We start from the raw sequence: 25703 nt of genomic DNA, 5'->3' as shown, positions 1-25703 counted from the left end.
AAAACCACCTGTTACTAAGGCACTACTTCGTAAAACATGGATGAGCTTTTTTCCTTGATTTGGGCGGCAATACATTGGCGATTTGTATTGTGCGTTCTAATCTCGATCAGCTTGGCATTTTTTCTTTCATATGCCATCGAACCTTTTACATCGGGATATTGCGTGAGCTTAGTCGGTGTCGGAGCGCTCCTGGGCATATATTGGCAAGGAAAGGTTGGTTAGAACATGAAACTTTAGCCTAGCCACGCATTGACTTCCTTTAACCACTCTATTGCCATCATCGGCGCCGGCCCTGCCGGCTTGATGGCCGCCGAAGTGCTAAGCCAGGCCGGCTTGAGCGTCGCTGTGTTTGACGCGATGCCCTCCGCCGGGCGTAAGTTTTTGATGGCCGGCAAGGGTGGATTAAACATTACCCATTCGGAACCGTTCGAGTCGTTTTTGTCTCGTTACGGCACACAGCGTGCCGCACTGGAACCGATGCTGAACGCCTTTTCTCCGGAGGCCCTGAGAGCCTGGATGCGAGGCTTGGGCATAGAAACTTTTGTCGGCACGTCCGGCCGCGTGTTTCCAACGGAGATGAAGGCCGCGCCCTTGCTGCGCGCCTGGCTGCACCGCTTGCGTTCGAACGGTGTGCATTTTCATATGCGCCACCGCTGGCTGGGCTGGGATGACGATGGCGCGCTGCGCCTGAGCAATCCGGATGGCGAAATTTCGGTCAAGCCGCAAGCAACCGTGTTGGCCTTGGGCGGTGCCAGCTGGCCGCAACTAGGGTCGGATGGCGCGTGGGTGACTTGGTTACAGGCGCGCGGAGTGGAAATTGCACCCTTGCAAAGCGCAAATTGCGGCTTTGAAGTAGCGTGGAGCGAGCATCTGCGCGAGAAGTTTGCCGGCGCGCCGCTCAAATCGGTAGCGCTGACATTTACCGACACGCAGGGCTACGCCGAACGCAGGCTGGGCGAAATGGTGATTAGCACGCACGGCGTGGAAGGCAGCCTGATTTACGCATTTTCGCGGCGGCTGCGCGAATATCTGCATGTTCACGGCAGCGCTACCTTCACCGTTGACCTGCTGCCAGGACGCGATGCGGAACGGGTGCTGGCCGAAATCAGCCGCCCCAGGGGTTCCCGGTCCTTATCCAGCCATTTGCAGAGCCGGGTTGGCATTTCCGGCGTCAAAGCAGCCTTGCTGCGCGAAGTGCTCAGTCAGGCGCAATTTGCCGATGCAGCCATTCTAGCGAAGACGATCAAAGCCTTGCCCATCACTGTCAATGCCACCCGGCCCATCGCCGAAGCGATCAGCAGCGCCGGCGGCGTGAGTTTTAACAGCCTTGATCAAAATCTGATGCTTACCGCGCTACCCGGCGTTTTTGTCGCCGGCGAGATGCAGGATTGGGAGGCGCCGACCGGGGGGTACTTGCTCTCGGCTTGCTTTGCTACCGGCCGCAGTGCCGGACTGGGCGTGTGTGACTGGCTAAACCGGCATCAAAAGTTTTAAAGAACTCCCCACTCCATAGCCGGACGCAAAAAAGGGGTAGCCGGCGCCACCCCTTCAACATCTTGTTTAGCGTGCGACTTCTGCAAATGGCCGCATTCTGCGCATTGTATTAGCCGACCGCAACGAGGCGGCTCCGGCCAATACACTGCCAAATAGCCAGAAAGCCCCCGGTAGAGGCACGCTGCCGCCGCCTCCGGTTCCGTAGTCGTACCCGTAAACCGATGCACTGGTATTCGCGGAAAAACTTCCGCTCCAACCGTCTTTAAAGACCAAAGCAACAGACAATATATCGTTTTCCGTCACGGCCCCGGAGCCGGTCGATAGATAGCGATTGACATTTTGGTTGACTGACCCGGAGTTTCCGCCATTGTAGTAACTCAAATTGAAGCTTGCGTTGGAGCTTGCCGACGCATTACTTGAGGCACCCAGGTCCCCCATCAAACTGTAATTCGCTTCGAAAATTAACAGTCCGCTGCCTTGTACGGTAAAACTACCGGATCGCTGGCTACTGCTGCTGGCCGATAAACTTTGATACGGAAAAGAACCGTTTAGAGCGGCATTGGCGTTGATTTGATTAATCGATGTAGCGCTGGAAGCAGATCTGCTATAGGTCGATGTGGACAGTGACTCGGTAGTCGAAGTCCCTGAGCTCCAATTTGCCGCGCTATCATAGGCGTTATTGTAGTAGCCATTATTCACTTGGCTATTGTCGTACTGATTACTCCAGGTCAATGTTGGCAGGCCATTGCCAATATCAATGGCGGTAATTTTAAAGGTACTCCAGTCGATGACCGCACTCGCAGAAACCGTCGCCGCCTCAGCAGATTGGGCAAGGCAAAGCGATAGCACCAGAATGCTGAACAGATTAGTCTTAAAGTAAGGTCGCCGAATCGGCTTGGCAAGGTATTTCATGGTAATGTCTCCATTGATTAACGAGCACAAATTTTCATTGCACGGCCAAACGGCCAAAAACCGTTGCCATGCTGATCAAGACTAGCTCTTTGCGACAAGCCGCTTATTTAAAATGCTAGTCTTGACCGTCATTTAACAGCTAAGTTAACCACCGTCAATTACCATAAAAACATAAAGGCTTAATCAATGTGCTACGTCAATAAAACTTGAAATTTATAAGCTGGCTTGCAATAAAATCGCCTTTTTATCTACCCATTCTCGAGATCGTGTAAGCAAGCGACCTCGCTCGCGAGGGATTGACGGCCCGCAAGGTTTTCGATATGAGCCGTCGTTTGTTATCATCCCTACCTTGACCAAAACACCGGCTATTCACTCCATGCAAATCCAAGCCACGCTGCAAAAACTTCTGGATAAACAAGACCTCAGCACCGAGGAAATGCGCGATGTGATGCGTACCATGATGCAAGGCGAGCTGACCGACGCACAAATCGCCGGCTTTTTGATCGCGTTGCGTTGCAAGGGCGAGACCATTGAGGAAATCGCCGCGGCGGTCAGCGTGCTGCGCGAGCTGGTCCGGCAAGTGCCGGTGCATGGCGAGCACGTGATCGACACCTGCGGCACCGGCGGCGACGGTGCCAACACTTTCAATATTTCGACAACGGCGGCCTTTGTGGTCGCGGCGGCGGGCGGCAAGGTGGCCAAACATGGCAATCGCTCGGTTTCCAGCAACTGCGGCAGCGCCGATGTACTGGAAGCCGCCGGCATTAATCTGGATATGCCTGCCGAACAAGTGGCGCAATGCGTCAACGACATCGGCGTCGGCTTTTTGTTTGCCGCCAAGCACCACAGCGCGGTGCGGCATACGGTCGGTCCGCGCAAGGAAATGGGCGTGCGCACATTGTTCAATCTGATCGGCCCTCTTTCCAATCCGGCCAATGCGCCGCATCAATTGATCGGCGTGTTCGACAAACAATGGCTGGTACCGGTTGCGGAAGTGCTAAAAAAACTGGGCAGCAAGCACGTGCTGGTGGTGCATGCGCGCGACGGCCTGGATGAAATCAGCATCGCCGCACCCACCGATGTCGCCGAACTGATCGACGGCATCGTGCACAGCTATACCGTCACCCCGGAACAATTCGGCATGCCGCGCGCCAGCCTGGCAACCTTGTCGATTACTTGCGCAGCCGATAGCCTGGCAATTATGCGCGCGGTATTGAACAACCAAGCCGGCCCGGCCCGCGACATTGTGGCATTAAACGCCGGCGCGGCGATTTACGCCGCCGATTTGGCCGATTCGCTGGATGCCGGCATTCGCCGCGCGCATCAGGTGTTGGCGGATGGCAGCGCGTTGGGGAAGTTTGAGGCGTTGATTGGGTATTCTTGAGTTTTGTGTCGCTGTCGCGACGGATTTGTTTTAGTGTCGGGTCTCGGCCCGACAACCGAGATACTTTCGCTACGAAAACCATCCCTGGTTTTCGCCCTACGGGCCAGCCTATCGGCTGTTCAAATTCGTTCCAGACGAATTTGTGTTTGGCCAAAAGAAAGTATCCAAAGAAAAGGCCACCCCAACGCCGCTTTGATCCTGCGCTCCGGAGAATTTGAGCGGGGTTGCCTGAAGGGGCTTCCCAGCCCCTGCATGCAACGCGCCGCATCCCTGCGTCGCCCCTTCGGGCTGATCCGCCCAAACTCTCCAGTGCTCGGCGCGGCATAGGGGACCAACCTCGCGCCTTGAAAACTGAAGGCGGCAGATAATTTTCAAAGCTTGGGTAAGAGTTCTGATGTAGGATGCTGCCGACGTCAGGAGGCGCATCGTTCGCGACCGATGCGCTTCAGTTTGTTCAGCAAATCCTTTGGCTCTAAACTCAGAATCACCGATATATAGGCAAGCAAAAATATGCGTTTAGAAGGAGTAATCAAAAAATGGAATGATGAAAAGGGTTTCGGTTTTATTCAACCCAAGAGCGGCCCAGAGATTTTCATTCATATTAAAGGGTTTTACAATCAATCCAGAAGACCAGTTATTGGAGATGTCGTAACATTTGAAATTAGGGTTGATGCGGAAGGCAGGCCACAAGCCCAGCAAGTAAAATTCGAAGTTGCAAAATTAACTTTGCCCATTCCATCTTTCCTTAGCTCGTTTTACTTCCTAGCTGCAATTGGGTTTTTGGTATTTGCGGGATATTGGGCTTATTTAGGAAAAATACCGATACTGATTTTTGTCCTGTATTTATTAGCCAGCGTAATAACATTTTTTCTCTATGCGCTGGATAAGCATGCGGCGAGGCATGGTAATTGGCGGACACCGGAAAGCACTTTGCATTTATCTTCTGTTATCGGCGGTTGGCCTGGGGCTTTGGTAGCGCAAACCACACTTCGGCATAAGTCCAAGAAACAACCTTTTCGAATCGTTTTTTGGCTTACTGTTTTGATGAATTGTGGCTCTTTAAATTGGTTATTATCCACTGATGGTGGAGTTTTACTTCATCAAATCGACGCTATTGCGATAAATACCTCGATTAGTAAATACGTCGGCCTTTTACAAGCCAGCAGTGGCCATAAGAAACGAGTGGCGGAAATCCGTTGGTCAGATTAGCCTGCGTCCGATTTTACGATTCGACATCACCGGTCTGTTTTCTCCCCTATGCCGCGTCGAGCACCGGAGGATTTGGACGGACAAATCGGCAGGATTGCCGATTTGCATGCGCAGCACCCGAAGGGCGAGGTACATGGATGTACCGAGTGAGCAGCCCGTTAGGGGCGACGCATGGATGCGTCGCGTTGCATGCAGGGGCTGGGAAGCCCCTTCAGGCAACCCCGTTCAAACCCTTCGGCGCGCAGGATCAAAGCGGCATTGGGGTGGCTTTTTCTTTGGATACTTTCTTTTGGCCAAACAAAAGAAAGTATCTCGGCTGTCGGGCCGAGACCCGACTTTAAAATAACCGTCGCGACAGCGACACAAACTAAACAAGAAACATGACCGACACACCCGACATCCTAAAAACCATCCTAAGCAAAAAAGCCGAAGAAGTAGCCCGCCGCAAGAGCAACACGCCGCTGTCGCTGCTGGAAGAACTCGCCGGCACCGTGCAAGGCCCACGCGGCTTTTATTCGGCGCTGCGCAGCAAAGCCGATCAGAAAAAGCCGGCAATCATCGCCGAAATCAAGAAGGCTTCGCCCAGCCAGGGCGTGATCCGCGAGAACTTCAAGCCGGTGGAAATTGCCGTGGATTATGCGTTTAGTGGCGCGACTTGTTTGTCGGTGCTGACCGATAAGGAGTTTTTCCAGGGTTCGGAAGCCAATCTGCAAATGGTGCGGCAAAACTGCCCGCTGCCGGCGATTCGTAAGGACTTCATGATCGACCCGTATCAAATTCACGAATCGCGAGCTTTGGGCGCCGATTGTATCTTGTTGATCGTCGCAGCACTGGACGACGCGATGCTGAAGGAATTGGCCGACACCGCCACCGGCTTGGGCATGGACGTATTGACCGAAGTGCACGACGCGGAGGAATTGGAACGGGCCCTAAAGCTCAACACCAATATGATAGGCATCAACAACCGCAATCTGCGCACCTTCGAAGTGTCCTTGCAAACCACGCTGGATTTGAAAAACACCATCCCGGCCGACAAACTGATTGTCACCGAAAGCGGCATCCATACCCCTGCCGATGTGAAATTGATGCAGGACAACGGTATTTATACTTTCCTGGTTGGCGAAGCGTTTATGCGTGCCGAATCGCCGGGGCAAAAAATGCGCGAGTTGTTTTTTTAGGTTAACTCTTGGCTTAGATTGATGCCGGCTGCCGATGCTGGAAGCGGCATTCAACCGGGTTTAGGGATAGTAAACAAAGTATTTACCGGACGACACAGAGCGTCCATGGCGGCGTTCCCACGCGATACCTAACGCCAGCGTCAGCCCCTTCTCCCACCGGGAGAAGGTTGGGATGAGGGGATCAGAATAAAGCTTTTTCTAATTTATCCCCTCACCCTAACCCTCTCCCAGTGGGAGAGGGAACTATTGCTGGTGTCAACATTACCCGCCCAATTTAATCGCCCCAAAATACCGCGCCAAATCAATCCGGATCGGCATGAAATAGACATTCAAACCATTCGCCGCCGCCGAGGCAATCACGCCATTGGCAAACTCAACGTTCCAGTCGTAATCCGGCCGAAAACGCTTCGGAAACTTCACCTTATTTTTCACTTCCCAATAGTTCATGGAGGCCTTGCTGGTGATGGGACTAATGCCGATATAGGTTTCCAGGTCTTGCATGTGCTCGGCGTAGATGTCGATCATGCGGCTGTCGTAGAACGGCTGCGAGAAGAACCCGCCGGCGCCGGCATCGACCTTGCGTTGGATGTAATTGCATTCATCCTGCACACCGCTGCGATGCGGGTCGAAGCCGGCGTATATGTTCAGATTTGGGAAACGCTGGCGCACAGCTCGAATCAAATCCACCACATCGGTATTGTAAAACGACCGCTTCAAACCTTCCGGCGGATCACCGGACACCAACAACACGCTGTCTAGCGCGTATTCTTCGATGATGCGGTAGAGTTCGCCGCTGTCGATTTTGAAGTCTATCGCCCGAAAATGCGGAATAAAGCGGTATTTGCTTCGATCAACGCGGGTTGCCAATTCCCAGCTGCGGGTATCGAAGCGTTGGATGTCCGGGACATTAATGATGTTGATGCCTTTGTCCAAAGTTTGCACAAAGGCGTATTGCTCGTCGAAAGCCTCTAGGCTGCGCGGGACGATTTCAAACGAAATATTCATCGTGTGGCTGGGTAGTTAAAAGATTTGACGGGAAACGTGCGCGATGCGCAAAGTATGGATTGTAACGCAGTAAAAACAAAGCCCGGCGGACATGGCCGATTTCTTTGAGTGGGTTAACGCAGCTTAAGCACCAAGAGGCGGAATAATTTCGACCCAGCGGGCTTGCTGAACAATTAGTCAGTCCCAAGCTATCGCGGCGAGTGGATTGCCTCTATTATTTTTCGCTTGCGGTGGGGATTTGGCCTGTTTGAACGTCTTACTCAATAACCGCGCCTCTATTCATCGGATTTTTTCTGCCATTCCCGCCCTAATGCCCGCCAAACCTTGCCGCCCGATGTTATGGATTTTGTCAGCTCTATCGGCGCTATGGACCGTTGGCTGTGATGCACCCGCGCCTCGGGACCCAAATGCTTTGGCTTTTCAGGCACCACCACACTGGAGCAGCAACGGCCATTTTGCCGAAGCAGCCGCAACGAGCTGGTTGGCGGCCTTTAATGATGAGCATTTGACCAGGTTGGTAAACAACGGCCTGGCCGATAACTTTGATTTAAAAAGTGCCGCGGCCCGGGTCGATGCGGCACGCGAACAAGCCGTTATCGCCGGTTCCGGCCGCTGGCCGCAATTGTCGTTAACACCCGGCTATCAACGCGCAAAGTCCAATATGGGTGGCGAAAGCAGCGAATCCGGCGCGTTTACGGCGCTGTTCAATCTGAGCTGGGAGCTGGATGTCTGGGGCCGAATCAAGGCCGGACAACAAGCGGCGGAAACCGAAGCCGAAGCGACTGGCGACGATTATCGCGCCGCGCAATTATCGCTGGCCGCACGGATTGCCCAAGCCTATTTCGAATTCACTGAAGCGCAATGGCAAGCGACGGTGGCGGCACAGTCGGTCAAGGACCGCGGCACCATTGTCGATCTGGTACGCGGCCGTTTCAACAGAGGTTTGACCCGCGGCCTGGATTTGCGCTTGGTGCTGACCGATCTGGCAAATGCCCAAGCGCAACTGGCGCAGGCTAGAAATGATGCGCAATTAATCGGTAAGCGCCTGCAAACCTTGCTGGGCCGGTATCCGGGTAATGATCCAGCTAAACAAGAATTCGACGCGACATTCCAATTACCGCAGCCGCCGGAAACCTTGAGCGCCGGTTTGCCGGCCGAGCTATTGGAACGCCGCCCGGACGTCATCGCCGCATTCAAACGCTTGCGGGCCGCCGACTCGCGCCTGGAAAGCGCCGAAAAAGCCTTGCTGCCGCGGGTGACGCTAACCGGCGCCGGCGGCTCCAGCAGCGCGGCCTTGACCGAGATCATCGACCCGCGCGCGGCGGCCTGGAATTTAGCCGCCGGCCTGGCCCAGCCGCTATTGACCGGCGGCCGGCTGCAAGGCGAAATTCGCTTTAATGAAGCTAAAGTCCAGGAAGCGTTTAACCAATACCAAAGTGTGGCCTTAAACGCCTTTCGCGAAGTCGAGCAAGCGCTGGCCGCCGAAGCCTGGCTGCGCACCCAGGAACAGGCCTTGCGCGAAGCCGTCGAGCAAACCGAGGCCAGCCGTAAGCTGGCGGTGTATTCCTACCGGCAGGGTTTGATCGAAATCCTGACTTTACTCGACAGCTACCGCAGCACCCTCAATGCGCAAAGCGCTCACCTGGCCGTACAGCGGCAATTATTAAACAATCGTATCAACCTCTATCTGGCATTAGGCGGTGGCGTTTGAATCCGCAAGCACTCAATTTAAAAATCCTGTTACCGATTCTGGTATTGCTGGCGGCGGCCGGCGCGGCCTGGGCGATTATCGCCGGCAAGCCGCAAACCGTTCAGCAAAATGCCGAGCCGACGATTCCCAAGGTCAATGTGGTTCGTGTCGAGCCGCAAAGCTTGCGGCTGAACGTCATGTCCCAAGGCGTGGTCGCGCCGCGCGAGACTATTGACTTGGTCACCGAAGTGGGCGGTAAAGTAGCGCAGGTACATTCGGCGATGGCTGCCGGTGGTTTCTTTGCCGCCAACGAATTGCTGCTGACCATAGACCCGCGCGATTACGATTACGCCATCGTTGCCGCCGAAGCCCAGCTGGCCGAGGCCCAGCGGGTCTTGATCAACGAACAGGCGCAAGTCGAGCAGGCACACAGCGAATGGCAAGCGTTGGGCGAAGGCGAGCCGACAGCGTTGGCGCTGCGTAAGCCGCAATTGGCCGAGGCGCAAGCCAAGCTCAAGGCCGCCGAAGCCGATCTGGCCAAGGCCAAACTCAATCGCAGCCGCTGCGAATTGCGGGCACCGTTTGCCGGCCGGGTGCTCAGCAAGCAAGCAGGTTTGGGTCAATATCTGCCATCAGGCGCAGTGATAGCACGGATTTATGCCAGCGATGTCGCCGAAGTACGTCTGCCGATCAGCACCGAGCAACTGGCCTTTTTGGAACTGCCCTTGGGGCAACATGGTAAGACCGGCCACTGGCCGGCGGTGACCTTGCGCGCGGAACTGGCCGGCAAACCGCATAGCTGGCAAGGCCGCATCGTCCGCAGCGAAGCGGCGCTGGACGACAACAGCGGCCAGCTTTATCTGGTCGCGCAAGTCGCCGAGCCGTTCCGGGAAGGCGCGGATAGGCCGCCCTTGCTGAGCGGGTTATTCGTGCAAGCCGAGATCGAAGGCGTGCTCCGGGAAGGTTTGTTTAGCTTGCCGCGCACGGCTTTGAACGGTTTGCAACAAGCCAAATTGGTCGACGCCGAGCAACGCTTGGAAATCCGCCAGCTGCAAGTGCTGCGCCACGACGCCGAGCGTGTCGTCGTCAGCGCCGGCTTGAACCCTGGCGAGCGGGTGGTGGTGTCGGAACTGCCGGTGGCGGTGGCCGGCATGAAAGTCACCGCAGTCGAAGCGCTGCCTGACGCTGCCCCATGATGCCCACCAACCAGCGTTTCGGTTTATTGGCTTGGTTCGCCGGCAATCCGGTCGCCGCCAATCTGTTGATGCTACTGATTCTGACCGGCGGCGTGCTGGGTGTGCTCGGTATCGATAAAGAAGTATTTCCGCGCTTCAGCCCCAATATCATCGTGATCGACGCGGTATTCCCAGGCGCCGGTCCTTCGGAAGTCGAGGAATCGGTATGCGTACCGATTGAGGAAGCGATCCATGATGTGCCGGGCGTTAAACATCTGCACGGCGAGATTAGGGGCGATAACTGCAAGATCGAAGTTGAAATTCTGCCGGACCATGACCGAAATCAGATGATGGCAACCCTGCAAAGCCGGGTGGAAGCCATTCCGCGCCTGCCGAAACAGCTGGAAAAAATCCAGGTGTTGCCGGCTGGCCGGGACGACGACGACGGTGTGATCTGGCTGGCCTTGCACGGCGCTACCGATGCCGCCACCCTGCAACGCTACGGCGACCGGATTCAGGAACAACTGGCGGCGATTCCGGGCGTCAGCCGCGCGCGTAACTACGGTGAGCTGGCCTATGAAATCGACATCGAAGTGTTGCCGCACCAATTACGCAAATATCAGCTGACGCTGGACGACGTAGCGCAAGCCTTGCGTAAGGCCTCGGTGGATCTGCCGGGTGGCCTGATCAAGAATCCTGACGGCGAACTGCAACTGCGCGTCAGCGGCCGGGCCCGCGATGCCGACGCCGTCGGCGCGTTGATCGTCAAGACTTTGCCGGACGGCAACCGGGTGCGGCTTGAGCAAATCGCCACCATCAAGGACGGCCTGGAAGAACGCTTATGGGCCTGGCATCACAATGGCGAAACTGCGCAGGGTTGGGAGATTCACGCCGAACAGGACAGCGTGGCGGTGGCGCGGCGCGTCAAAGCGTATGTCGAAGAGATGCGCGGGCAATTGCCGGACGGCTTGCGTCTGATTACCTGGTGGGACGATTCACAAGCTTACGACGAGCGCATCGGCACGCTATTGGAAGATGGCTTGAGCGGCTTCGTGCTGGTCTGTTTGGTGCTGACCTTGTTCTTAAGGCTGCGGGTGGCGCTATGGGCCGGCGTCGGCATTTTTACTTCGGTGCTGGGTGCGTTTTGGCTGATGCCGGCCCTGGATATTTCCTTGAATATGCTGTCCTTATTCGGTTTCTTGCTGGCGATGGGCATCTTGGTGGACGACGCCATCATCATCGGCGAAAGTGTGCATAGCCGGCAGATAGAAGGCCGGTATTCGCCGCTGCAAGCGACGATAAAGGGGGTACAGGAGGTAGCGCTGCCGGTGAGCCTGTCGGTATTAATCGTACTGGTAGCGTTTTTGCCCGGCCTATTTTTACCGGGTTGGGCAGGGCAACTGATGCGGCCGATTTGCCTGGTGATGATCTTGACGCTGGTGTTCTCGCTAATCGAAGCCTTGCTGATTTTGCCGTCGCATCTGGTCGGCGACATCGATACCCAGGCCAAACCCGGCCGTTTACAACGCTTGCGCGAGCGAATGAATCAGAGCTTGGATCGTTTCGTCGTGCGTGTTTACCAGCCGCTGTTGGAAACGGCACTGGCTTGGCGCTATTTGACCGTGGCCTTGTTCATCGCCCTGCTGGCAATTTGCACGGCCTTGGTGCTGAGCGACCGGGTGCGGCAGTCGATTAATCCGGATGTCACCAAGGACAGTTTTTGGGTATCGATGCAATTGCCGCAGAGTGCGCCCTACAGCGAGGCTCAAGCACTGGCGACCCAAGTGGAAAAAGCCCTGTTTGCTTTACGCGACGAACTGGACGGCGTGGATCCAGCAAGCCGGCAAAACATGCAAGCCGCTCATGCCAACGACCACAGTGTGATCGTCGGTGTGGAAACGATTATTTGGGAGCATGGCGCCGGTATTTGGTTGGAATTCTCGGCAGAAGGCCGCCGGCGTTTGAAAGTTGAAGACTTCATCCGCGACTGGCGGCAACGGATCGGCGATATTGGCCGGGGCAAGGTGGATTTTATTTATAAAGAAGGCGATGTGCCTTACGACATAGAGTTGCTACTGGGCGCCGGCGACCCAAGCCTGCTGCAACCCGCCGCCGAGCAACTCAAAACGGCATTGGCGACGTTTCCCGGGGTTTACGATGTGATCGACTCTTCCGAACCGGGCAAACCGGAAGTACGGCTAGCGCTGAAGCCGGAAGCCGAGCGCCTGGGCTTGCGCCTGGAACAACTGGCCGAACAAGTCCGCCAGGGTTATTACGGCGAGGAGGTACACCGCTTCCTGCGCGGCCGCCGCGAAGTGAAAGTGATGGTGCGCTATCCTCTGGAACAACGGCAATCGCTGGATGCGTTGAAGGCGCAACCGGTGCGCCTGCCGAACGGCAGCAGCGTACCGCTGAACGATCTGGCCGAGATCAAGCTGGTGCAAGGCTATTCCCGGCTGAATCGCGAAGACCGGCATCGGGTGTTGAAGGTGCAGGCCCGCGTCGATCCGACCAAGGCCGATGTCAACGGCATTTACGCCGAGCTGGAGAACAGTGCTTTGCCGGATCTGGAGCAGGCGTTTCCCGGATTGAATGTGCAAATCGGCCAACAGCGCCAGGAACAGGAAGCGATGCTGGCGGCCTTCGGTAAAAATACCTTGATCGCGCTGTTGGTGATCTATGCTTTGATCGCGGTGCCGTTTAAATCTTACAGCAAACCGCTGATCTTTCTGTTGGCCGCGCCGGTGGCCTGGAGCGGCGCTGTGCTGGCGCATTGGACGGCCGGACTGCCCTTGTCGATGGAATCGTTAGTGGGCATGATTGCGGCTAGCGGCGTGGTGGTAAACGATAGCCTGGTGCTGCTGGATTATATTCGTCAGCACGGCGACGAGGATACCCCGGTGGAACAGCTGATCAGCGCCGCCTGTATCGCCCGTTTTCGGCCGATCTTGCTGGCCTTTCTAACCAACTTTGCCGGTTTTTTGCCGACCTTACTGGAAACCAGCCAGCAAGCGCAGTTCCTGATTCCGATGACTTTGTCGCTGTCGGCCGGCCTGTTGATCGGGATGGCAGCCAGCTTGATTTTGACACCGGTTTGCTATGCGATTTTGGGGGCCAGACGATAGGTGGTATCTAGGTAAAAACCAAAGCGGGAAGTTTGGCCTGATACATTGGTGGCGGGGGTTTTTGGCAGGTAGCGATGTTGCCACCGCTTACTAAATTAGCGGCGGATTCGCGTTGTAAGGCAATCCTATCAAGCCGGTGTTATGCTGCGAGGTACGGTGGCAGTGACGGGTATTTTCATTTACCAAAACATAGCTTTAGGGAGGTCTGAAAACATTTGTCATCGTTGTGTATGCGCGGATCTAGTAAGGTGATTGCAAAGGGCCCGCGCTTTCAGGGGAGCGGCGCTTAGGTATTATTATGAGTTACCTTGGGAAAGGTCGGCGCCGTTCAGTTTTTTCCGTTCTTTTTAAAATAGCCACTCTGATCTCAGAATTTTTGGGCACATTGTTCTTTACTTTGTCGTCAGTATTACTCGCCTGTGCCTGCCGATTTTGAGAATGGGTACAGTGATCTTTCCATACACGGGAGTCCACCATGAACAAACAGACATTCATCGCATCCGCCGTCATCACTACCTTAGTGGGTTGCGCCACGCCGCCGATTGAGCAGAAAGCGACCATCGAAAATGATTTGAGTACCGAATTACCCGCTTCAGCCGCCGGCATATCTGCAGAGCCACTGTACTTTTCTTCGCAACAAGAAGCCGAAAGCGCTTTGATCGGTTATAACTACGGGCTGACCCTGCTTGCCGATGGCCGGGTTCAAGCATTTGTCTCGGGTTTAAACGGGTCGGGCATGGAAAACCCCTTCGACGTGGTCAGGGCAAAATCGCAAAGTTCATCAGCCAAGATTACCGACTTGGCCGAAGCGGAAACTGAAATGGCATTTCCGCAAATTACGCTAACAGGCAAAAAGAACGGTCAGGCAGCTATCGACGCATTGGGCGACAAGCTGGGGGATGTGGCGAAAGCCTACGACATGTCCAGCGAACGCCTGGAAGATATATTGCGCACCGATGCGTCGGCCTGGATCGATGAAAGCGGCCGCCTGCTTTATATCGACGAGCATACCAAAATCACTCAAGGACAAGGCGAGCAAGAAACCGCCACGGTCACCAGCGCAGGTAGCGGCGTAGCCAGTACGGCAACTGCCGACCCATTCGCCCTGCACAGCAAGCCTGGTTCCAATCGCGTTATTTATTTGGATTTCAATGGTCACGTCGCGACCAACACGGCCTGGAGTATGACTACGCTTACCGCTCAAGCCTATGATATAGATGGCAACCCGGGCGCTTTCAGCACTACGGAATTAAATAACATTCGGGAAATATGGCAACGGGTAGCGGAAGACTACGCCCCATTCGATGTTGACGTGACGACCCAGGAGCCCACTTTGGATGCCTTGAGGCGCAGTAGCACCAGTGACATTCAGTACGGCACTCGAGCCGTGGTTACCCGGTCTATGCCGGAACTTTGCAACCAGACATGCGGCGGCGTGGCTTACGTTAATGTGTTTTCATATTATTCAGCCGCCTACCCGGAACGCTATCGGCCCGCCTGGGTATTCTTCGACAAACTGGGCAACGGTTATCCCAAATATGTTGCAGAAGCTATTTCACACGAAGTAGGGCATAACTTAAACCTCAATCATGATGGCAATGCCAGCACCGGCTACTATGCCGGCCATGGTAGCGGTGCTACCGGCTGGGCGCCGATCATGGGAGTGGGCTACTACAAACCTGTCGCACAATGGAGTAAAGGCGAGTATCCGGGCGCCAACAATCTACAGGATGATCTTGCAGTAATAAACGCTGCGGGTGCGTCTGTGCGGCCCGATGACTTCCCGGATACAACTGCCAGTGCGGCACCATTAGCCGGCGACGCCAGTGCGGTTTCACAAAGTGGCATCATCGAGCGCACAACGGACGTCGACGTTTTCGTATTTTCAACCGGCGGGGGCAGCGCGCAGTTCAATGTTACACCCGATGCAATAGCGCCCAATTTGGATGTGTTGTTAACGTTAATTGACGCGCAAGGCAAAACGGTGGCCCAAGCCAATCCGGTGGACAGCTTGGCGGCATCCTTAAACGTCTCGCTCAACGCCGGAAAATATTTCCTGAAAATCGAAGGGGTAGGCAAAGGCGATTTAACTACGGGCTACTCTGACTACGGCAGCCTTGGTCAATACCAAATTACCGGCAATTACCCGGTTGTAGCTTTGGTGCCACCCTCAGCGGTGATCACGGCCCTGCCAACTGTCGGCGACGCTCCGCTTAATGTTACGTTGAATGGTGCCGGCTCAAGCACTAAAAACGGCTCGATCTCTTCATACGCCTGGAATTTCGGCGATGGTTCTGCGGCAACTACTGGCACATCGGTCAGCCACATCTACAATACCCCTGGCGCCTATACCGCAACACTAACCGTTACCGATAGCAGCGGTTTGAAAACCAGTACTACACAAAGTATTCAAGCGGCGCAAAGTGTCGTAGCGATGAATATGAAAGTTGCCAGTACCGTGATGACTCGAAAATTGTTAAGCGGAGGTAAATCGCAATGCGTCGCCAACATTACCGTTAAATCCGGAACATCGACCATTACCGGTGCCGGCGTTTATGGTACTTGGAGTGGCTCAGTCACCTCGGGCACCAGCAAAACTAATGTGACCGGGGCAAGCTATTCCATTACCGGTACAAAGGGCTCGACCAGTTTGAGCAGTGCCCTGTTACCTAGCAACAGCAAGGGTACTTGCGCGTTCACCGTCACCAAGGTAGTTAAAAATGGCTACTTGTACGATGGTAGTGGCGCTATTTCACGCAGTTTGTCCTGGTAATTTAATGCTCGGGGGCGGCTGGTTCTTGGCCGTCCCCGACGTATTCCGGAGTTGTCCCGGTTGACGATAATTCATCCGAAATCGGGATAGCCTTAAAAACATTGCCGCTCCCGCTTACATCCCCTAGCGGCTTATTCCTCCTCTCCCAAAAGCTTCTATTGCCCGGCTCAACACCAAGCCCGCAAATAGCCGGCTATGCGTCGTCAAGTAAACTGCAAAAGACGCGCAACCCCCTGCCGCGCTAAAATTCCCCTATTGTGCGGCGTCGCACCCAGCCAACTTTTGACCATCATGCTCAATTTCAAAAACATCGCCATCCGTCGCGGCAACCGTTTGCTGTTTAGCGAGGCCTCTTTCACGATACATAAAGGCCAAAAAATTGGTCTGACCGGAGCCAATGGTGCCGGAAAATCCAGCCTTTTTGCATTATTGCGCGGTGAATTACATGCCGACGAAGGTGATTTTTCCATGCCGCCGAATCTGGAAATCGCGCATGTCGCCCAGGAAACCCCGGCCTTGGGATGTTCAGCCATCGATTATGTGCTGGACGGCGACAGAGAGTTACGTGCGTTGCAGGCAAAATTACATACGGCCGAACAAGCGCATGACGGCATCAAATTAGCGGAGCTGCATGCTGCTTTGGATCATGTCGGTGGATACACGGCGCAAGCTCGGGCCTCGCGTTTGTTAAACGGTCTGGGTTTTAGCACCGAGCAAGAAAGCCGGCCGGTCAGCTCATTCTCCGGTGGTTGGCGTATGCGTTTAAATTTGGCGCAAGCGCTGATGTGTCGTTCCGATGTTTTACTTTTGGACGAACCCACCAACCACTTGGACTTGGACGCAGTGATTTATCTACAGGATTGGCTCGGCAAGTACCCCGGCACGCTGCTGTTGATTTCCCATGATCGGGATTTTCTGGACACCATCACCGACCACATCGTGCATATCGAGCAAAACAGAGCCGAAATATACACGGGCAATTATTCCGACTTCGAACGCATGCGCGCCGAAAAACTGGCTCAACAACAAACCGCCTACGAAAAGCAGCAGCGCGAAATTGCCCATATCCAAAGTTTTGTCGACCGGTTTAAAGCGCAAGCCACCAAAGCCAGACAGGCGCAAAGCCGTATCAAGGCTTTGGAACGCATGGAGTTGATCGCTCAGGCTCATGTCGATTCACCGTTTGGTTTTAGTTTTCCACCGCCGAAGAAAATGCCCAATCCACTGCTGAAAATCGAAGAAGCCGACATCGGCTACGGCGATAAAGTGGTGATTAAAAACGCCAGCCTGTCGATTGCGCCAGGCGACCGTATCGGCCTGCTCGGGCCCAACGGCGCCGGCAAGTCCAGCCTGATCAAAGTACTTTCCGGGCAAATGCCGGCATTGACTGGTAAGCTACAAACCGCTCAGGATTTGCATATCGGCTATTTCGCTCAGCATCAATTGGAATTGCTAAGCCTGGAAGAAAGCCCGCTCTGGCATCTGCAAAAGCTGGATAAACAAGCGACTGAGAAAGATTTGCGCAATTTTTTGGGGGGCTTCGATTTTCGCGGCGACAAGGTCAACGATCCGGTCGGACCGTTTTCCGGCGGCGAAAAAGCCCGCTTGGTGCTGGCGATGTTAGTTTATCAAAATCCGAATTTGCTGCTGTTGGACGAACCGACCAACCATCTGGATTTGGAAATGCGCCACGCGCTGAGCGTGGCTTTGCAGGAATACCAGGGTGCTCTGGTGGTAGTTTCGCATGACAGGCATTTACTGCGTTCCGTGACCGACCAACTGTTATTGGTGGCTGGCGGCAAAATCCAGCCGTTCGACGGGGATTTGGACGATTACAAGCAATGGTTGGCCGAACAAAAGAAAGCGGGCGACGAACCGGTCGCCAACGAGAATGGCGGCGGGGTGTCGCGCAAGGATCAGCGTAAACTCGATGCGGAGCGTCGGCAGCGTTTAAAACCATTGTTGGACGCCGTGAAAAAAGCCGAAGCGGCGGTGGAAAAGTTTCATCAGCAACAGCGCGATCTGGAAGAACAATTGGCCGATCCGGCCATTTATGCCGAGGAATATAAGGAACAATTAAAGCAGTTACTGAGCCGGAAAGGCCAAATCGATAGCGCGCTGGAACAGGCAGAAATGGATTGGCTGGCAGCGGAGGAAAACCTACAACAAGCGGAGTGATCATGTACCAACTGATGGTGTTGTTTTTTGAGATTTGCATTATGCGCAAAGGCCCGCAGGATGTGCCGGCGTCGCCTTGGTTAATGCGGCTGATGTTCATACCCTATTTGCTGGTTAATCTATTGATTTTGCTGCTGGATAGCGATTGGTCGCATGCCCTGCTGCAAATTGCAACCGAGACGGTGTTGATGATAGGTTTTTGCTATCCGCTACTCTATTTTTCCGGGAAAACCGCCCGTTTTCCGCAAACTCTGACGGCATTACTGGGTTCCGATGTGGTGATTAGTCTGTGCGCCATTCCGGCGGTCGCCAGTCTGTATACCCAGATCAGTCAGGTGGCCTATATCGCGATGATAGCTCTGATGGGCTGGCATTGGCTGGTTAACGGCAATATTTTTCGGCATGCCCTGGATAGGCCGTTGATGTTCGGCTTGGCGTTGGCTTTTTTATATATACTGATTTCCACACAGGTCATGACTTTGTTGTTTACCGAGATCGCCGTTAGCGATTAGGAGGAATTATGTCGATTTATAAACATGTTTTATTGGCGGCCGATTTTTTTGAACATGGCGGTCAAGTTGCGGAAAAAGCCAGGCAAATCGCCGCGCAAAACGCTGCCCAACTGAGCTTGGTACATGTGGTCGATAATTTGCCGATTACCGATCCGGCCTATGGCCCCATCATTCCCTTCGATGTGGATCTGACCCAGGAACTGATGGATGCCACCAAGAAACGCCTGCACGAGCTGGGCGAAAAACTGAATGTCCCTACCGAACGGCAACATCTGGAAATGGGTAGCCCCAAACTGGAAATCGTCCGGGTAGCCGAAGAGATTCAGGCCGACTTGATTGTCGTAGGTTCGCACGGCCGCCATGGTTTTGCTTTGTTACTCGGCTCTACTGCCAACGGCGTGCTGCATCACGCTAAATGCGACGTACTGGCGGTGCGGTTAGCGGATGATTGAGCTGGTTTTGGGCGGCGCCCGTTCCGGTAAAAGCCGCTATGCCGAGCAACAGGCTTTGGCCTCCGGCCTGCCCGTGGTCTACATCGCCACCGCTGAAGCCGGTGACGACGAAATGCACAGCCGCATCCAGCACCATCAACAACGCCGGCCGCCGCATTGGTTAACCGTTGAAGAACCCATCGCCTTGGCGGATGTGATTGGCGACTATGCCGGCAAACAACATTGCTTGCTGGTGGACTGTCTGACGCTTTGGTTATGCAATGTGTTATTCGATAAACAAGGTAATCTACAAGAACAGCGCTATCAGCAACAAGCCGATGCCTTATGCGCCGTACTGGCGACCGGCAGGCAACGGGTGATTATGGTCAGCAACGAAGTGGGCCTGGGTGTTGTAGCCGCCGACGCCATGACCCGCCGATTCGTCGATGAAGCCGGCTTTTTACATCAAAGACTCGCGCAAATCAGCGACAAGGTGGTGCTGGTCACCGCCGGTTTGCCGCAAATCCTCAAAACCCTGTAATTTGATTATGAACAGTTTATCCGCGCCGATTGCCGCGCCTGATGCCGCTTATTACCAACAAGCTTTAAGCAGGCAAGCGCAATTAACCAAGCCGCCCGGCTCCCTAGGGTTGCTGGAGGATTGCGCGGTCAGGTTGGCGGCGATGCAGCGCCGGGCAATGCCTAAACTGGAAAAAATCCATATCAGCATATTTGCCGCCGATCACGGCATTGCCGAGGAAGGCGTCTCGGCATTTCCGCAAGTGGTAACGATGGAAATGGTCAAAAACTTCGCGGCCGGCGGTGCCGCGGTGAATGTGCTGGCCCGGCATGTCGATGCCTATTTCGAAGTCGTCGATGTCGGTCTATTGCAGCCAATGGCCTTACCCAATGTAATCAGCCATCGAGCCGGTGCCGGCACCGCCAATTTCTCCCGGACAGCGGCGATGAACGACGAACAGTTAACTATCGCCTTGGCCGCCGGCCGGGCTGCCGTCGAGCGGGCGGTGGCGAACGGCGCCGATTTGTTTATCGGCGGGGAAATGGGCATCGCCAATACCACCAGCGCCAGCGCTTTGGCGGCCGCCAGTTTGCGGATACCGGCCGCCGAGATTACCGGTGCCGGCACCGGTTTGAACGCTGGACAAATCGACCACAAAGCCGGTGTTATCGACTCGGCCTTGCAGCACCACCAAGCTGCTTTGCAGACGCCTTTGGATATTTTAAAAACCTTGGGCGGTTTTGAAATCGCCGCTCTCACCGCAGCCTATATCAGCGCCGCCCAGCAAGGTTTGCCGGTGTTGATAGATGGCTTTATCAGCAGTGTCGCGGCGTTGCTGGCGGTGGGAATCAATCCCGGCTGCGTGGACTGGTTTTTTTACGGCCATTGTTCTGCGGAAAAAGGCCATGCCCGCATCCTGCAAGCCTTGAACGCTCAGCCGTTGTTGAATCTACAGATGCGCCTGGGCGAGGGTAGCGGCGCGGTGTTGGCGGTACCCTTACTGCAAATGGCCTGTCGTTTACACAATGAAATGGCCACATTCAGTCAAGCGCAAGTCTCTACTGCCTGAAATAGGTTTTACGTTGGCAATCTGCGTCAGGCGCAATGGCGGGGCCTTGGGCTTTCCCGTATCATTAGCCGCGAAAAATAAGCTGGGCTGACGTCGAGCTTGCTTTGCGACCGGCAACTGTCCTAACGGCAGGTGCACATAATAATAAAAACATACAACTGATTTGGTAAACAACATGCTAGGACACATAGAAAGTTACGATGAAAGATGCCAGACCGGCGTGATCAAATACGAAGGTCAATTCTACGAATTCCACCTGGATCAATGGACATCGGAAGCGCCGCCCAAAGTCGGCGACGATGTAGATTTCGATCACGACGAAGATAAAGTCACCGACGTCAGCCTGGTCGGCGCATATTTGATGGAAGCCAAGCCAGTCAAAAGCAAGTTGGTCGCGGCTTTGTTGGGGATTGCGTTCGGCGCGATCGGCTTGCATCGCATTTATCTGGGCTTCTATTTCCTCGGCTTCACCCAAGCCGTAGTCACGCTGGTTACCGGCGGTTTTGGCGTCATGTGGGGCTTCATCGAAGGCGTGTTGATTGCAACCGGCCATATCTACAAAGATGCCAAGGGACGTCATCTTAAATAATCGTGGATGCTTTTCTGCTTGCCTTGCAATTCCTGACCCGCATACCTGTTAGCTGTCGTGACGCGGCTGGCGCTCCCTTGCTGGGGCGTTCGGTTTTGTACTATCCAGCGGTCGGCCTGCTACTGGGTGTTCTCCTAAGCCTGCCGCCGATACTGTTTGCCGGCAGTGCGCCCATGCTGTTGGCGGCTATCGTCTTGACCGGCTGGGTATTACTGACCGGCGGCCTGCATTTGGACGGTTTGGCCGATTGCGCCGATGCTTGGGTCGGCGGCTACGGCGACAAACAGCGTAGCCTGCAAATCATGAAAGACCCGGCCTCCGGGCCGATTGCGGTTAGTTTGCTGGTGCTGGTTTTAGTCCTGAAGTTTGCTGCACTGACCGCCATGTTCGAGCAAACTCGCCTCGCCCCCTTGCTGCTGGCCCCGGTTTTAGGCCGAACCGCAATTCTGGGTTTGATGCTGACAACCGACTATATTCGCCCAAAAGGCCTGGCCGAGGCACTATTGCAACAATTGCCAAGAGCGCATATCCAAGCGGTGTTGGTGATTAGCGTCCTGACTGCCGCGGTGTTTTTAGGTTTACCGGCTGTACTGTTCGCCGGTGGTGTACTATTTTGGGTACGGCAAACCGCGGTCTCGCGCTTGGGCGGGGTAACCGGCGACGTTTACGGTGCGGCGGTCGAGCTAACGGAAGCCGCCGTGCTAATGGTTGCCATGCTGCAATGACACAGCAATCGCCACGTTCGCCGGCAACTCCCGAGCACAAATCGGCACCACAAGACGCCTCTGCTGCGCACCGCTTCCCTGACCAACAACTCGCCGGCGTCTATCGCGCCATCGCCGAACGCCGCGACATGCGGCATTTTCTTTCCGATCCGGTCGATGCCGAAGTCCTGGCACGTCTATTACAAGCCGCGCACCAGGCCGGTAGCGTCGGCTTGATGCAGCCTTGGCGCTTTATCCGCATTACTGATCGCCGCATACGTAACGATATTTACGCGCTGGTCGAACAGGAACGCAAACTTACCGCCGAAGCCCTCGCCGAAAGGCACGACGAATTCATGAAGCTTAAAGTGGAAGGCATACTCGATTGCGGCGAATTGCTGATCGTCGCTTTGCCGGACCGGCGCGAGCAACACATTTTCGGTCGGCGCACACTGCCGGAAATGGATCTGGCCTCGGCGGCCTGCGCGATTCAAAACCTATGGTTGGCAGCCCGCGCGGAAGGCCTGGGGCTGGGCTGGGTATCGCTATTCGATCCGGATGCATTGGCGCAACTATTGAAAATGCCCACCGGCAGCCGGCCGATTGCGGTGCTTTGCTTGGGCCATGTCGCCGAGTTCTATTCCAAACCGATGCTGGAACTGGAAAACTGGGCAACGCCGCAACCCTTATCGGCATTTGTCTACGAAAACGGCTGGCCCGATGCATCCTAAACCGCCTTTCCACGCCCTGATGGTGCAAGGCACCACCTCCGATGCCGGCAAAAGCACTTTGGTGACGGCTTTGTGCCGTTATTACCGGCGTCAAGGCATCGCCGTCGCGCCATTCAAGCCGCAAAACATGGCATTGAATAGCGCGGTAACCATAGACGGCGGCGAGATCGGCCGCGCCCAAGCCGCACAAGCCGCAGCCTGCGGTTTGCCGCCGCATAGCGATATGAATCCGGTGCTGCTCAAACCCAATACCGACACCACCGCGCAAGTGATCATTCACGGCAAAGTCCTGCAAAACCAATCAGCCAGCCAATACCACGATTATAAAAAAATCGCCAAGCAAGCGGTTCTGGAATCGTGGCAACGCTTGGGCGCTCAGTACCAGATGCTGATCGTCGAGGGTGCCGGCAGTCCGGCCGAAATCAATTTGCGCGCAGGCGATATCGCCAATATGGGCTTTGCCGAAGCAGTGGATTGTCCGGTGATTCTGATCGCCGACATTGATCGCGGCGGCGTGTTTGCCCACTTGGTTGGCACGCTGGAACTGCTGTCGGCAAGCGAACAACAGCGCGTGATCGGTTTTGTCATCAACCGTTTCCGGGGCGATATTGCGTTGTTAAAACCCGGCTTGGATTGGCTGGAACAGCGAACCGGGAAGCCGGTGTTGGCCGTGCTGCCGTATTTGCACGATCTTTATCTGGAAGCCGAAGATGCTTTATCCATTCGGCATGCCCAACAGGGCCAAACCGGCGCGTTTCACATCGTCGTACCGCATTTGCCCAGCTTCAGCAATCATACCGATTTCGATCCACTGCAATTGCATCCCGGGGTTCAGGTCAGCTTTGCGAAAAGTCCGGATCAGGTAATCGGTGCCGATTTGATCGTACTACCCGGCAGCAAATCGGTGCGTGGTGATTTAGCCCGTCTTAGGGAGCAAGGCTGGGACAGATTTATTGCCCGCCATCTGCGTTACGGCGGCAAACTGCTGGGGATTTGCGGCGGCTTTCAGATGCTGGGCAAAAGCATAGACGACCCACTGGGGCTGGAAGGTCCGGCCGGTAGTGCTGCCGGTCTGGATTTGTTGGATATGCAGACGGTTTTGCAAGCGGAAAAATGCTTGAAACAAACTACCGGCACGTTTTATGGGCAAACTACACAGGTGGCCGGCTACGAGATTCATCTGGGCGTCAGTAGTGGTCCGGCGCTGGCACAACCCTTATTTTCGCTAGCGGATGGTCACGATGGCGCCGTTTCGGCAGACGGGCAGGTGGCGGGCAGTTATCTGCACGGTTTATTCGATTTGCCCTCAGCCTGCGATGCGCTGTTGCATTGGGCAGGCTATCGGCAAGCGCAAGCCCTGGATTTCAATGCGGTGCGCGAAGCCGGCATCGAGCGTCTGGCCGATTGCCTAGCAACGCATTGCAATTTCACCTTGCTGGAAGCATTGGCGGCATCTACCCGACGCGCTTGCTGACGCTCAGCCATTGCGGCTAATGGCTGAAATATACGCAATTTCCGGCAGCGGATTTTTTGCATAAACCCCTTTGTTTGATTAGGGCTGTTGCCGTTTTAACTGGGCAACCAAATAAAAGCGCAGGCCAAAGCGGCAATAACCCCTAGTCGCCATCCGGCTCGACAATGCGTATCGGCCGATTCCCGATCTTTATCCCGGTGACCTCATCCACAAGCACCGGTCTGATTTCTGCCCCCGTTTCGGCATCCAAGATGCGCACCAGCCGGCCCTCGCCGCGATATTGACGTCCCCAGGCACCCATCGTGAACAGCACCGGCAGAAAATCGCGGCCGGCGGCAGTCAACACATACTCCTCACGCGGCGGGCGTTCCGAATAAAGCCTTTTTTCCAACAAGCCTTCCGCTGTCAGAGTCGCCAATCTGCGGGTCAGGATCGCGGGTCCGATTCCCAGGTTTTTCCGAAACTGGTCAAAGCGGGTGAGGCCGAAATGGGCATCCCGCAGAATCAAAAGACTCCATGCGTCGCCCAGAAAAGCCAGGCAGCGCGCGATTGGACAAGGGTCATCACAAATATTTTTATCGTTCATACAATTTTGGTAGTGACTTGCTTTCAAATTGGTAGTAACATGACTACCGAAATGATAGTAACACTTAGATGATAGACAATCCACCCCGCAAGGAGATTTGAGTTATGAGTATTAAGCAAAATATTAGTGTCGCGCTGGTTACCGGCGCATCCTCGGGCATCGGCGAAGCAACCGCTCTGCGGCTGACGGCCGCTGGCTACAAGGTCTACGGGACCAGCAGACGGGCCGTCCAGACGAATCGACATCCTTTTCAGATGCTGTCTCTGGACGTGACTAGTGATGCCTCCGTCGAAGCCGCCGTTAGCGAGGTGATGCAACGGGAAGGACGCATTGACCTGCTTGTGAACAACGCAGGCTTCGGGGTTGCTCCTGCCGGAGCGGAAGAAAGTTCGATCGAACAGTCCCAGTCGGTTTTCGATACGAACTTCTTCGGCATTGTCCGCATGACTCGCGCCGTTACACCCCATATGCGGCGCCAAGGCAGCGGTCGCATCATCAACATCGGCTCCGTGCTTGGCGTATTGCCGATGCCGTATATGGCCATTTATGCCGCGAGCAAGCACGCGATCGAAGGCTATTCGGAATCGCTGGATCACGAGTTGCGTACCAGAGGCATCCGAGTCTCTGTCATCGAGCCCGCATACACAAAGACGAAGTTCGACGCGAACCTGCTGGCGCCCGATTCGCGGCTTGAGGAGTATCACGAAACCCGCGTGGTCTTGGACAAGGTGCTGGAGGAAGTGATGGCTATTGCCGACGAGCCGGAAGTCGTGGCCGATGTGGTGCTGAAAGCAGCCAGAGCGACTCGTCCCAAGCTCCGATATACCGCTGGCGGTCTCGCTAAGGATTTCGCCAAAAATAACTTCCCTGTATTGATACTGTCCCTAACTGGATTTGTAATGGAGAATACAACGACTTGAACCGTGGAAGATGAAAAAGTGACTGGCTACGAACCCGCGATAGA

At 55.0% G+C, this 25703-nt stretch carries 21 protein-coding genes; 18 read left to right on the top strand and 3 right to left on the bottom strand.

Features of this window, described 5'->3' with window-relative positions; translation table 11 throughout:
• Nucleotides 1-249 precede the first annotated feature (249 nt).
• On the top strand, nt 250-1494 hold the full coding sequence (locus tag QLH52_RS06860) for a TIGR03862 family flavoprotein (RefSeq protein WP_319961030.1): 1245 nt from the start codon (nt 250-252) through the stop codon (nt 1492-1494).
• A 66-nt stretch (nt 1495-1560) separates the two neighbouring features.
• Here QLH52_RS06860 and QLH52_RS06855 read toward each other — a convergent pair whose 3' ends face one another.
• Nucleotides 1561-2406, bottom strand: coding sequence for a hypothetical protein (locus QLH52_RS06855; protein ID WP_205451866.1), 846 nt, complete (start codon nt 2404-2406; stop codon nt 1561-1563).
• A gap of 376 nt (nt 2407-2782) precedes the next feature.
• On the opposite strand from QLH52_RS06855, the gene trpD reads away from it, so the two are divergent.
• From trpD to trpC, 3 genes are all read left to right on the top strand, one after another.
• Nucleotides 2783-3790: an anthranilate phosphoribosyltransferase gene (gene trpD, locus QLH52_RS06850; RefSeq protein WP_319961029.1), complete on the top strand. Its 1008-nt coding sequence runs from the start codon at nt 2783-2785 to the stop codon at nt 3788-3790.
• A gap of 510 nt (nt 3791-4300) precedes the next feature.
• Nucleotides 4301-4999, top strand: coding sequence for a cold shock and DUF1294 domain-containing protein (locus tag QLH52_RS06845; protein WP_319961028.1), 699 nt, complete (start codon nt 4301-4303; stop codon nt 4997-4999).
• Nucleotides 5000-5379: 380 nt separating this feature from the next.
• A complete protein-coding gene (trpC, locus tag QLH52_RS06840) occupies nt 5380-6177 on the top strand; it encodes an indole-3-glycerol phosphate synthase TrpC (RefSeq protein WP_319961027.1) in 798 nt (265 codons plus the stop codon).
• A gap of 261 nt (nt 6178-6438) precedes the next feature.
• On the opposite strand, the gene QLH52_RS06835 is transcribed toward trpC, so the two are convergent.
• Nucleotides 6439-7182, bottom strand: coding sequence for a methylenetetrahydrofolate reductase (locus QLH52_RS06835; protein WP_319961026.1), 744 nt, complete (start codon nt 7180-7182; stop codon nt 6439-6441).
• Between the two features lie 412 nt (nt 7183-7594).
• Between QLH52_RS06835 and QLH52_RS06830 the strand changes: the two genes are divergently transcribed.
• From QLH52_RS06830 to QLH52_RS06770, 13 genes are all read left to right on the top strand, one after another.
• On the top strand, nt 7595-8893 hold the full coding sequence (locus QLH52_RS06830; RefSeq protein ID WP_425257146.1) for an efflux transporter outer membrane subunit: 1299 nt from the start codon (nt 7595-7597) through the stop codon (nt 8891-8893).
• Complete coding sequence (locus tag QLH52_RS06825; RefSeq protein WP_319961025.1) at nt 8890-10068, top strand: efflux RND transporter periplasmic adaptor subunit; 1179 nt, start codon at nt 8890-8892, stop codon at nt 10066-10068. The genes QLH52_RS06830 and QLH52_RS06825 overlap by 4 nt, the downstream gene beginning before the upstream one ends.
• Nucleotides 10065-13172, top strand: a complete 3108-nt coding sequence (locus QLH52_RS06820) for an efflux RND transporter permease subunit (protein WP_319961024.1) — start codon at nt 10065-10067, stop codon at nt 13170-13172. The genes QLH52_RS06825 and QLH52_RS06820 overlap by 4 nt, the downstream gene beginning before the upstream one ends.
• Nucleotides 13173-13647: 475 nt before the next feature.
• On the top strand, nt 13648-15945 hold the full coding sequence (locus tag QLH52_RS06815) for a PKD domain-containing protein (RefSeq protein ID WP_319961023.1): 2298 nt from the start codon (nt 13648-13650) through the stop codon (nt 15943-15945).
• A gap of 291 nt (nt 15946-16236) precedes the next feature.
• The gene (locus tag QLH52_RS06810; protein ID WP_319961022.1) at nt 16237-18123 is read left to right on the top strand and encodes an ATP-binding cassette domain-containing protein; all 1887 of its coding nucleotides are present in this window, start codon (nt 16237-16239) and stop codon (nt 18121-18123) included.
• 2 nt (nt 18124-18125) lie between these two features.
• A complete protein-coding gene (locus QLH52_RS06805) occupies nt 18126-18635 on the top strand; it encodes a hypothetical protein (RefSeq protein ID WP_319961021.1) in 510 nt (169 codons plus the stop codon).
• Nucleotides 18636-18643: 8 nt separating this feature from the next.
• Entirely contained in the window at nt 18644-19087 is a 444-nt protein-coding gene (locus QLH52_RS06800; protein ID WP_319961020.1) for a universal stress protein, read from the top strand.
• Complete coding sequence (gene cobU, locus QLH52_RS06795; protein ID WP_319961019.1) at nt 19080-19607, top strand: bifunctional adenosylcobinamide kinase/adenosylcobinamide-phosphate guanylyltransferase; 528 nt, start codon at nt 19080-19082, stop codon at nt 19605-19607. The genes QLH52_RS06800 and cobU overlap by 8 nt, the downstream gene beginning before the upstream one ends.
• Nucleotides 19608-19614: 7 nt before the next feature.
• A complete protein-coding gene (gene cobT, locus QLH52_RS06790) occupies nt 19615-20655 on the top strand; it encodes a nicotinate-nucleotide--dimethylbenzimidazole phosphoribosyltransferase (protein ID WP_319961018.1) in 1041 nt (346 codons plus the stop codon).
• 175 nt (nt 20656-20830) lie between these two features.
• Nucleotides 20831-21244, top strand: a complete 414-nt coding sequence (locus QLH52_RS06785) for a TM2 domain-containing protein (RefSeq protein WP_033157528.1) — start codon at nt 20831-20833, stop codon at nt 21242-21244.
• Between the two features lie 2 nt (nt 21245-21246).
• Nucleotides 21247-21969, top strand: a complete 723-nt coding sequence (locus QLH52_RS06780) for an adenosylcobinamide-GDP ribazoletransferase (RefSeq protein ID WP_171696961.1) — start codon at nt 21247-21249, stop codon at nt 21967-21969.
• Nucleotides 21966-22679, top strand: a complete 714-nt coding sequence (bluB, locus tag QLH52_RS06775) for a 5,6-dimethylbenzimidazole synthase (RefSeq protein WP_319961017.1) — start codon at nt 21966-21968, stop codon at nt 22677-22679. The genes QLH52_RS06780 and bluB overlap by 4 nt, the downstream gene beginning before the upstream one ends.
• Entirely contained in the window at nt 22669-24153 is a 1485-nt protein-coding gene (locus tag QLH52_RS06770) for a cobyric acid synthase (protein WP_319961016.1), read from the top strand. The genes bluB and QLH52_RS06770 overlap by 11 nt, the downstream gene beginning before the upstream one ends.
• Nucleotides 24154-24295: 142 nt before the next feature.
• On the opposite strand, the gene QLH52_RS06765 is transcribed toward QLH52_RS06770, so the two are convergent.
• On the bottom strand, nt 24296-24739 hold the full coding sequence (locus QLH52_RS06765) for a winged helix-turn-helix transcriptional regulator (RefSeq protein ID WP_319961015.1): 444 nt from the start codon (nt 24737-24739) through the stop codon (nt 24296-24298).
• 104 nt (nt 24740-24843) lie between these two features.
• On the opposite strand from QLH52_RS06765, the gene QLH52_RS06760 reads away from it, so the two are divergent.
• On the top strand, nt 24844-25659 hold the full coding sequence (locus QLH52_RS06760; protein ID WP_319961014.1) for an oxidoreductase: 816 nt from the start codon (nt 24844-24846) through the stop codon (nt 25657-25659).
• Nucleotides 25660-25703: the final 44 nt, after the last annotated feature.

This window comes from Methylomonas defluvii, from assembly GCF_033949435.1.
In the GTDB taxonomy this organism is placed as follows: Bacteria; Pseudomonadota; Gammaproteobacteria; order Methylococcales; family Methylomonadaceae; genus Methylomonas; species Methylomonas defluvii.
This window is presented reverse-complemented; position numbering and strand designations above follow the sequence as displayed.

What these genes read in the sequence shown, in the direction of transcription:
- QLH52_RS06855 (WP_205451866.1), bottom strand. Translation starts at nt 2,406, where the DNA reads ATGAAATACCTTGCCAAGCCGATTCGGCGACCTTACTTTAAGACTAAT.
- trpD (WP_319961029.1), top strand. Translation starts at nt 2,783, where the DNA reads ATGCAAATCCAAGCCACGCTGCAAAAACTTCTGGATAAACAAGACCTC.
- QLH52_RS06845 (WP_319961028.1), top strand. Translation starts at nt 4,301, where the DNA reads ATGCGTTTAGAAGGAGTAATCAAAAAATGGAATGATGAAAAGGGTTTC.
- trpC (WP_319961027.1), top strand. Translation starts at nt 5,380, where the DNA reads ATGACCGACACACCCGACATCCTAAAAACCATCCTAAGCAAAAAAGCC.
- QLH52_RS06835 (WP_319961026.1), bottom strand. Translation starts at nt 7,182, where the DNA reads ATGAATATTTCGTTTGAAATCGTCCCGCGCAGCCTAGAGGCTTTCGAC.
- QLH52_RS06820 (WP_319961024.1), top strand. Translation starts at nt 10,065, where the DNA reads ATGATGCCCACCAACCAGCGTTTCGGTTTATTGGCTTGGTTCGCCGGC.
- QLH52_RS06815 (WP_319961023.1), top strand. Translation starts at nt 13,648, where the DNA reads ATGAACAAACAGACATTCATCGCATCCGCCGTCATCACTACCTTAGTG.
- QLH52_RS06810 (WP_319961022.1), top strand. Translation starts at nt 16,237, where the DNA reads ATGCTCAATTTCAAAAACATCGCCATCCGTCGCGGCAACCGTTTGCTG.
- QLH52_RS06805 (WP_319961021.1), top strand. Translation starts at nt 18,126, where the DNA reads ATGTACCAACTGATGGTGTTGTTTTTTGAGATTTGCATTATGCGCAAA.
- QLH52_RS06800 (WP_319961020.1), top strand. Translation starts at nt 18,644, where the DNA reads ATGTCGATTTATAAACATGTTTTATTGGCGGCCGATTTTTTTGAACAT.
- cobU (WP_319961019.1), top strand. Translation starts at nt 19,080, where the DNA reads ATGATTGAGCTGGTTTTGGGCGGCGCCCGTTCCGGTAAAAGCCGCTAT.
- cobT (WP_319961018.1), top strand. Translation starts at nt 19,615, where the DNA reads ATGAACAGTTTATCCGCGCCGATTGCCGCGCCTGATGCCGCTTATTAC.
- QLH52_RS06785 (WP_033157528.1), top strand. Translation starts at nt 20,831, where the DNA reads ATGCTAGGACACATAGAAAGTTACGATGAAAGATGCCAGACCGGCGTG.
- bluB (WP_319961017.1), top strand. Translation starts at nt 21,966, where the DNA reads ATGACACAGCAATCGCCACGTTCGCCGGCAACTCCCGAGCACAAATCG.
- QLH52_RS06770 (WP_319961016.1), top strand. Translation starts at nt 22,669, where the DNA reads ATGCATCCTAAACCGCCTTTCCACGCCCTGATGGTGCAAGGCACCACC.
- QLH52_RS06765 (WP_319961015.1), bottom strand. Translation starts at nt 24,739, where the DNA reads ATGAACGATAAAAATATTTGTGATGACCCTTGTCCAATCGCGCGCTGC.
- QLH52_RS06760 (WP_319961014.1), top strand. Translation starts at nt 24,844, where the DNA reads ATGAGTATTAAGCAAAATATTAGTGTCGCGCTGGTTACCGGCGCATCC.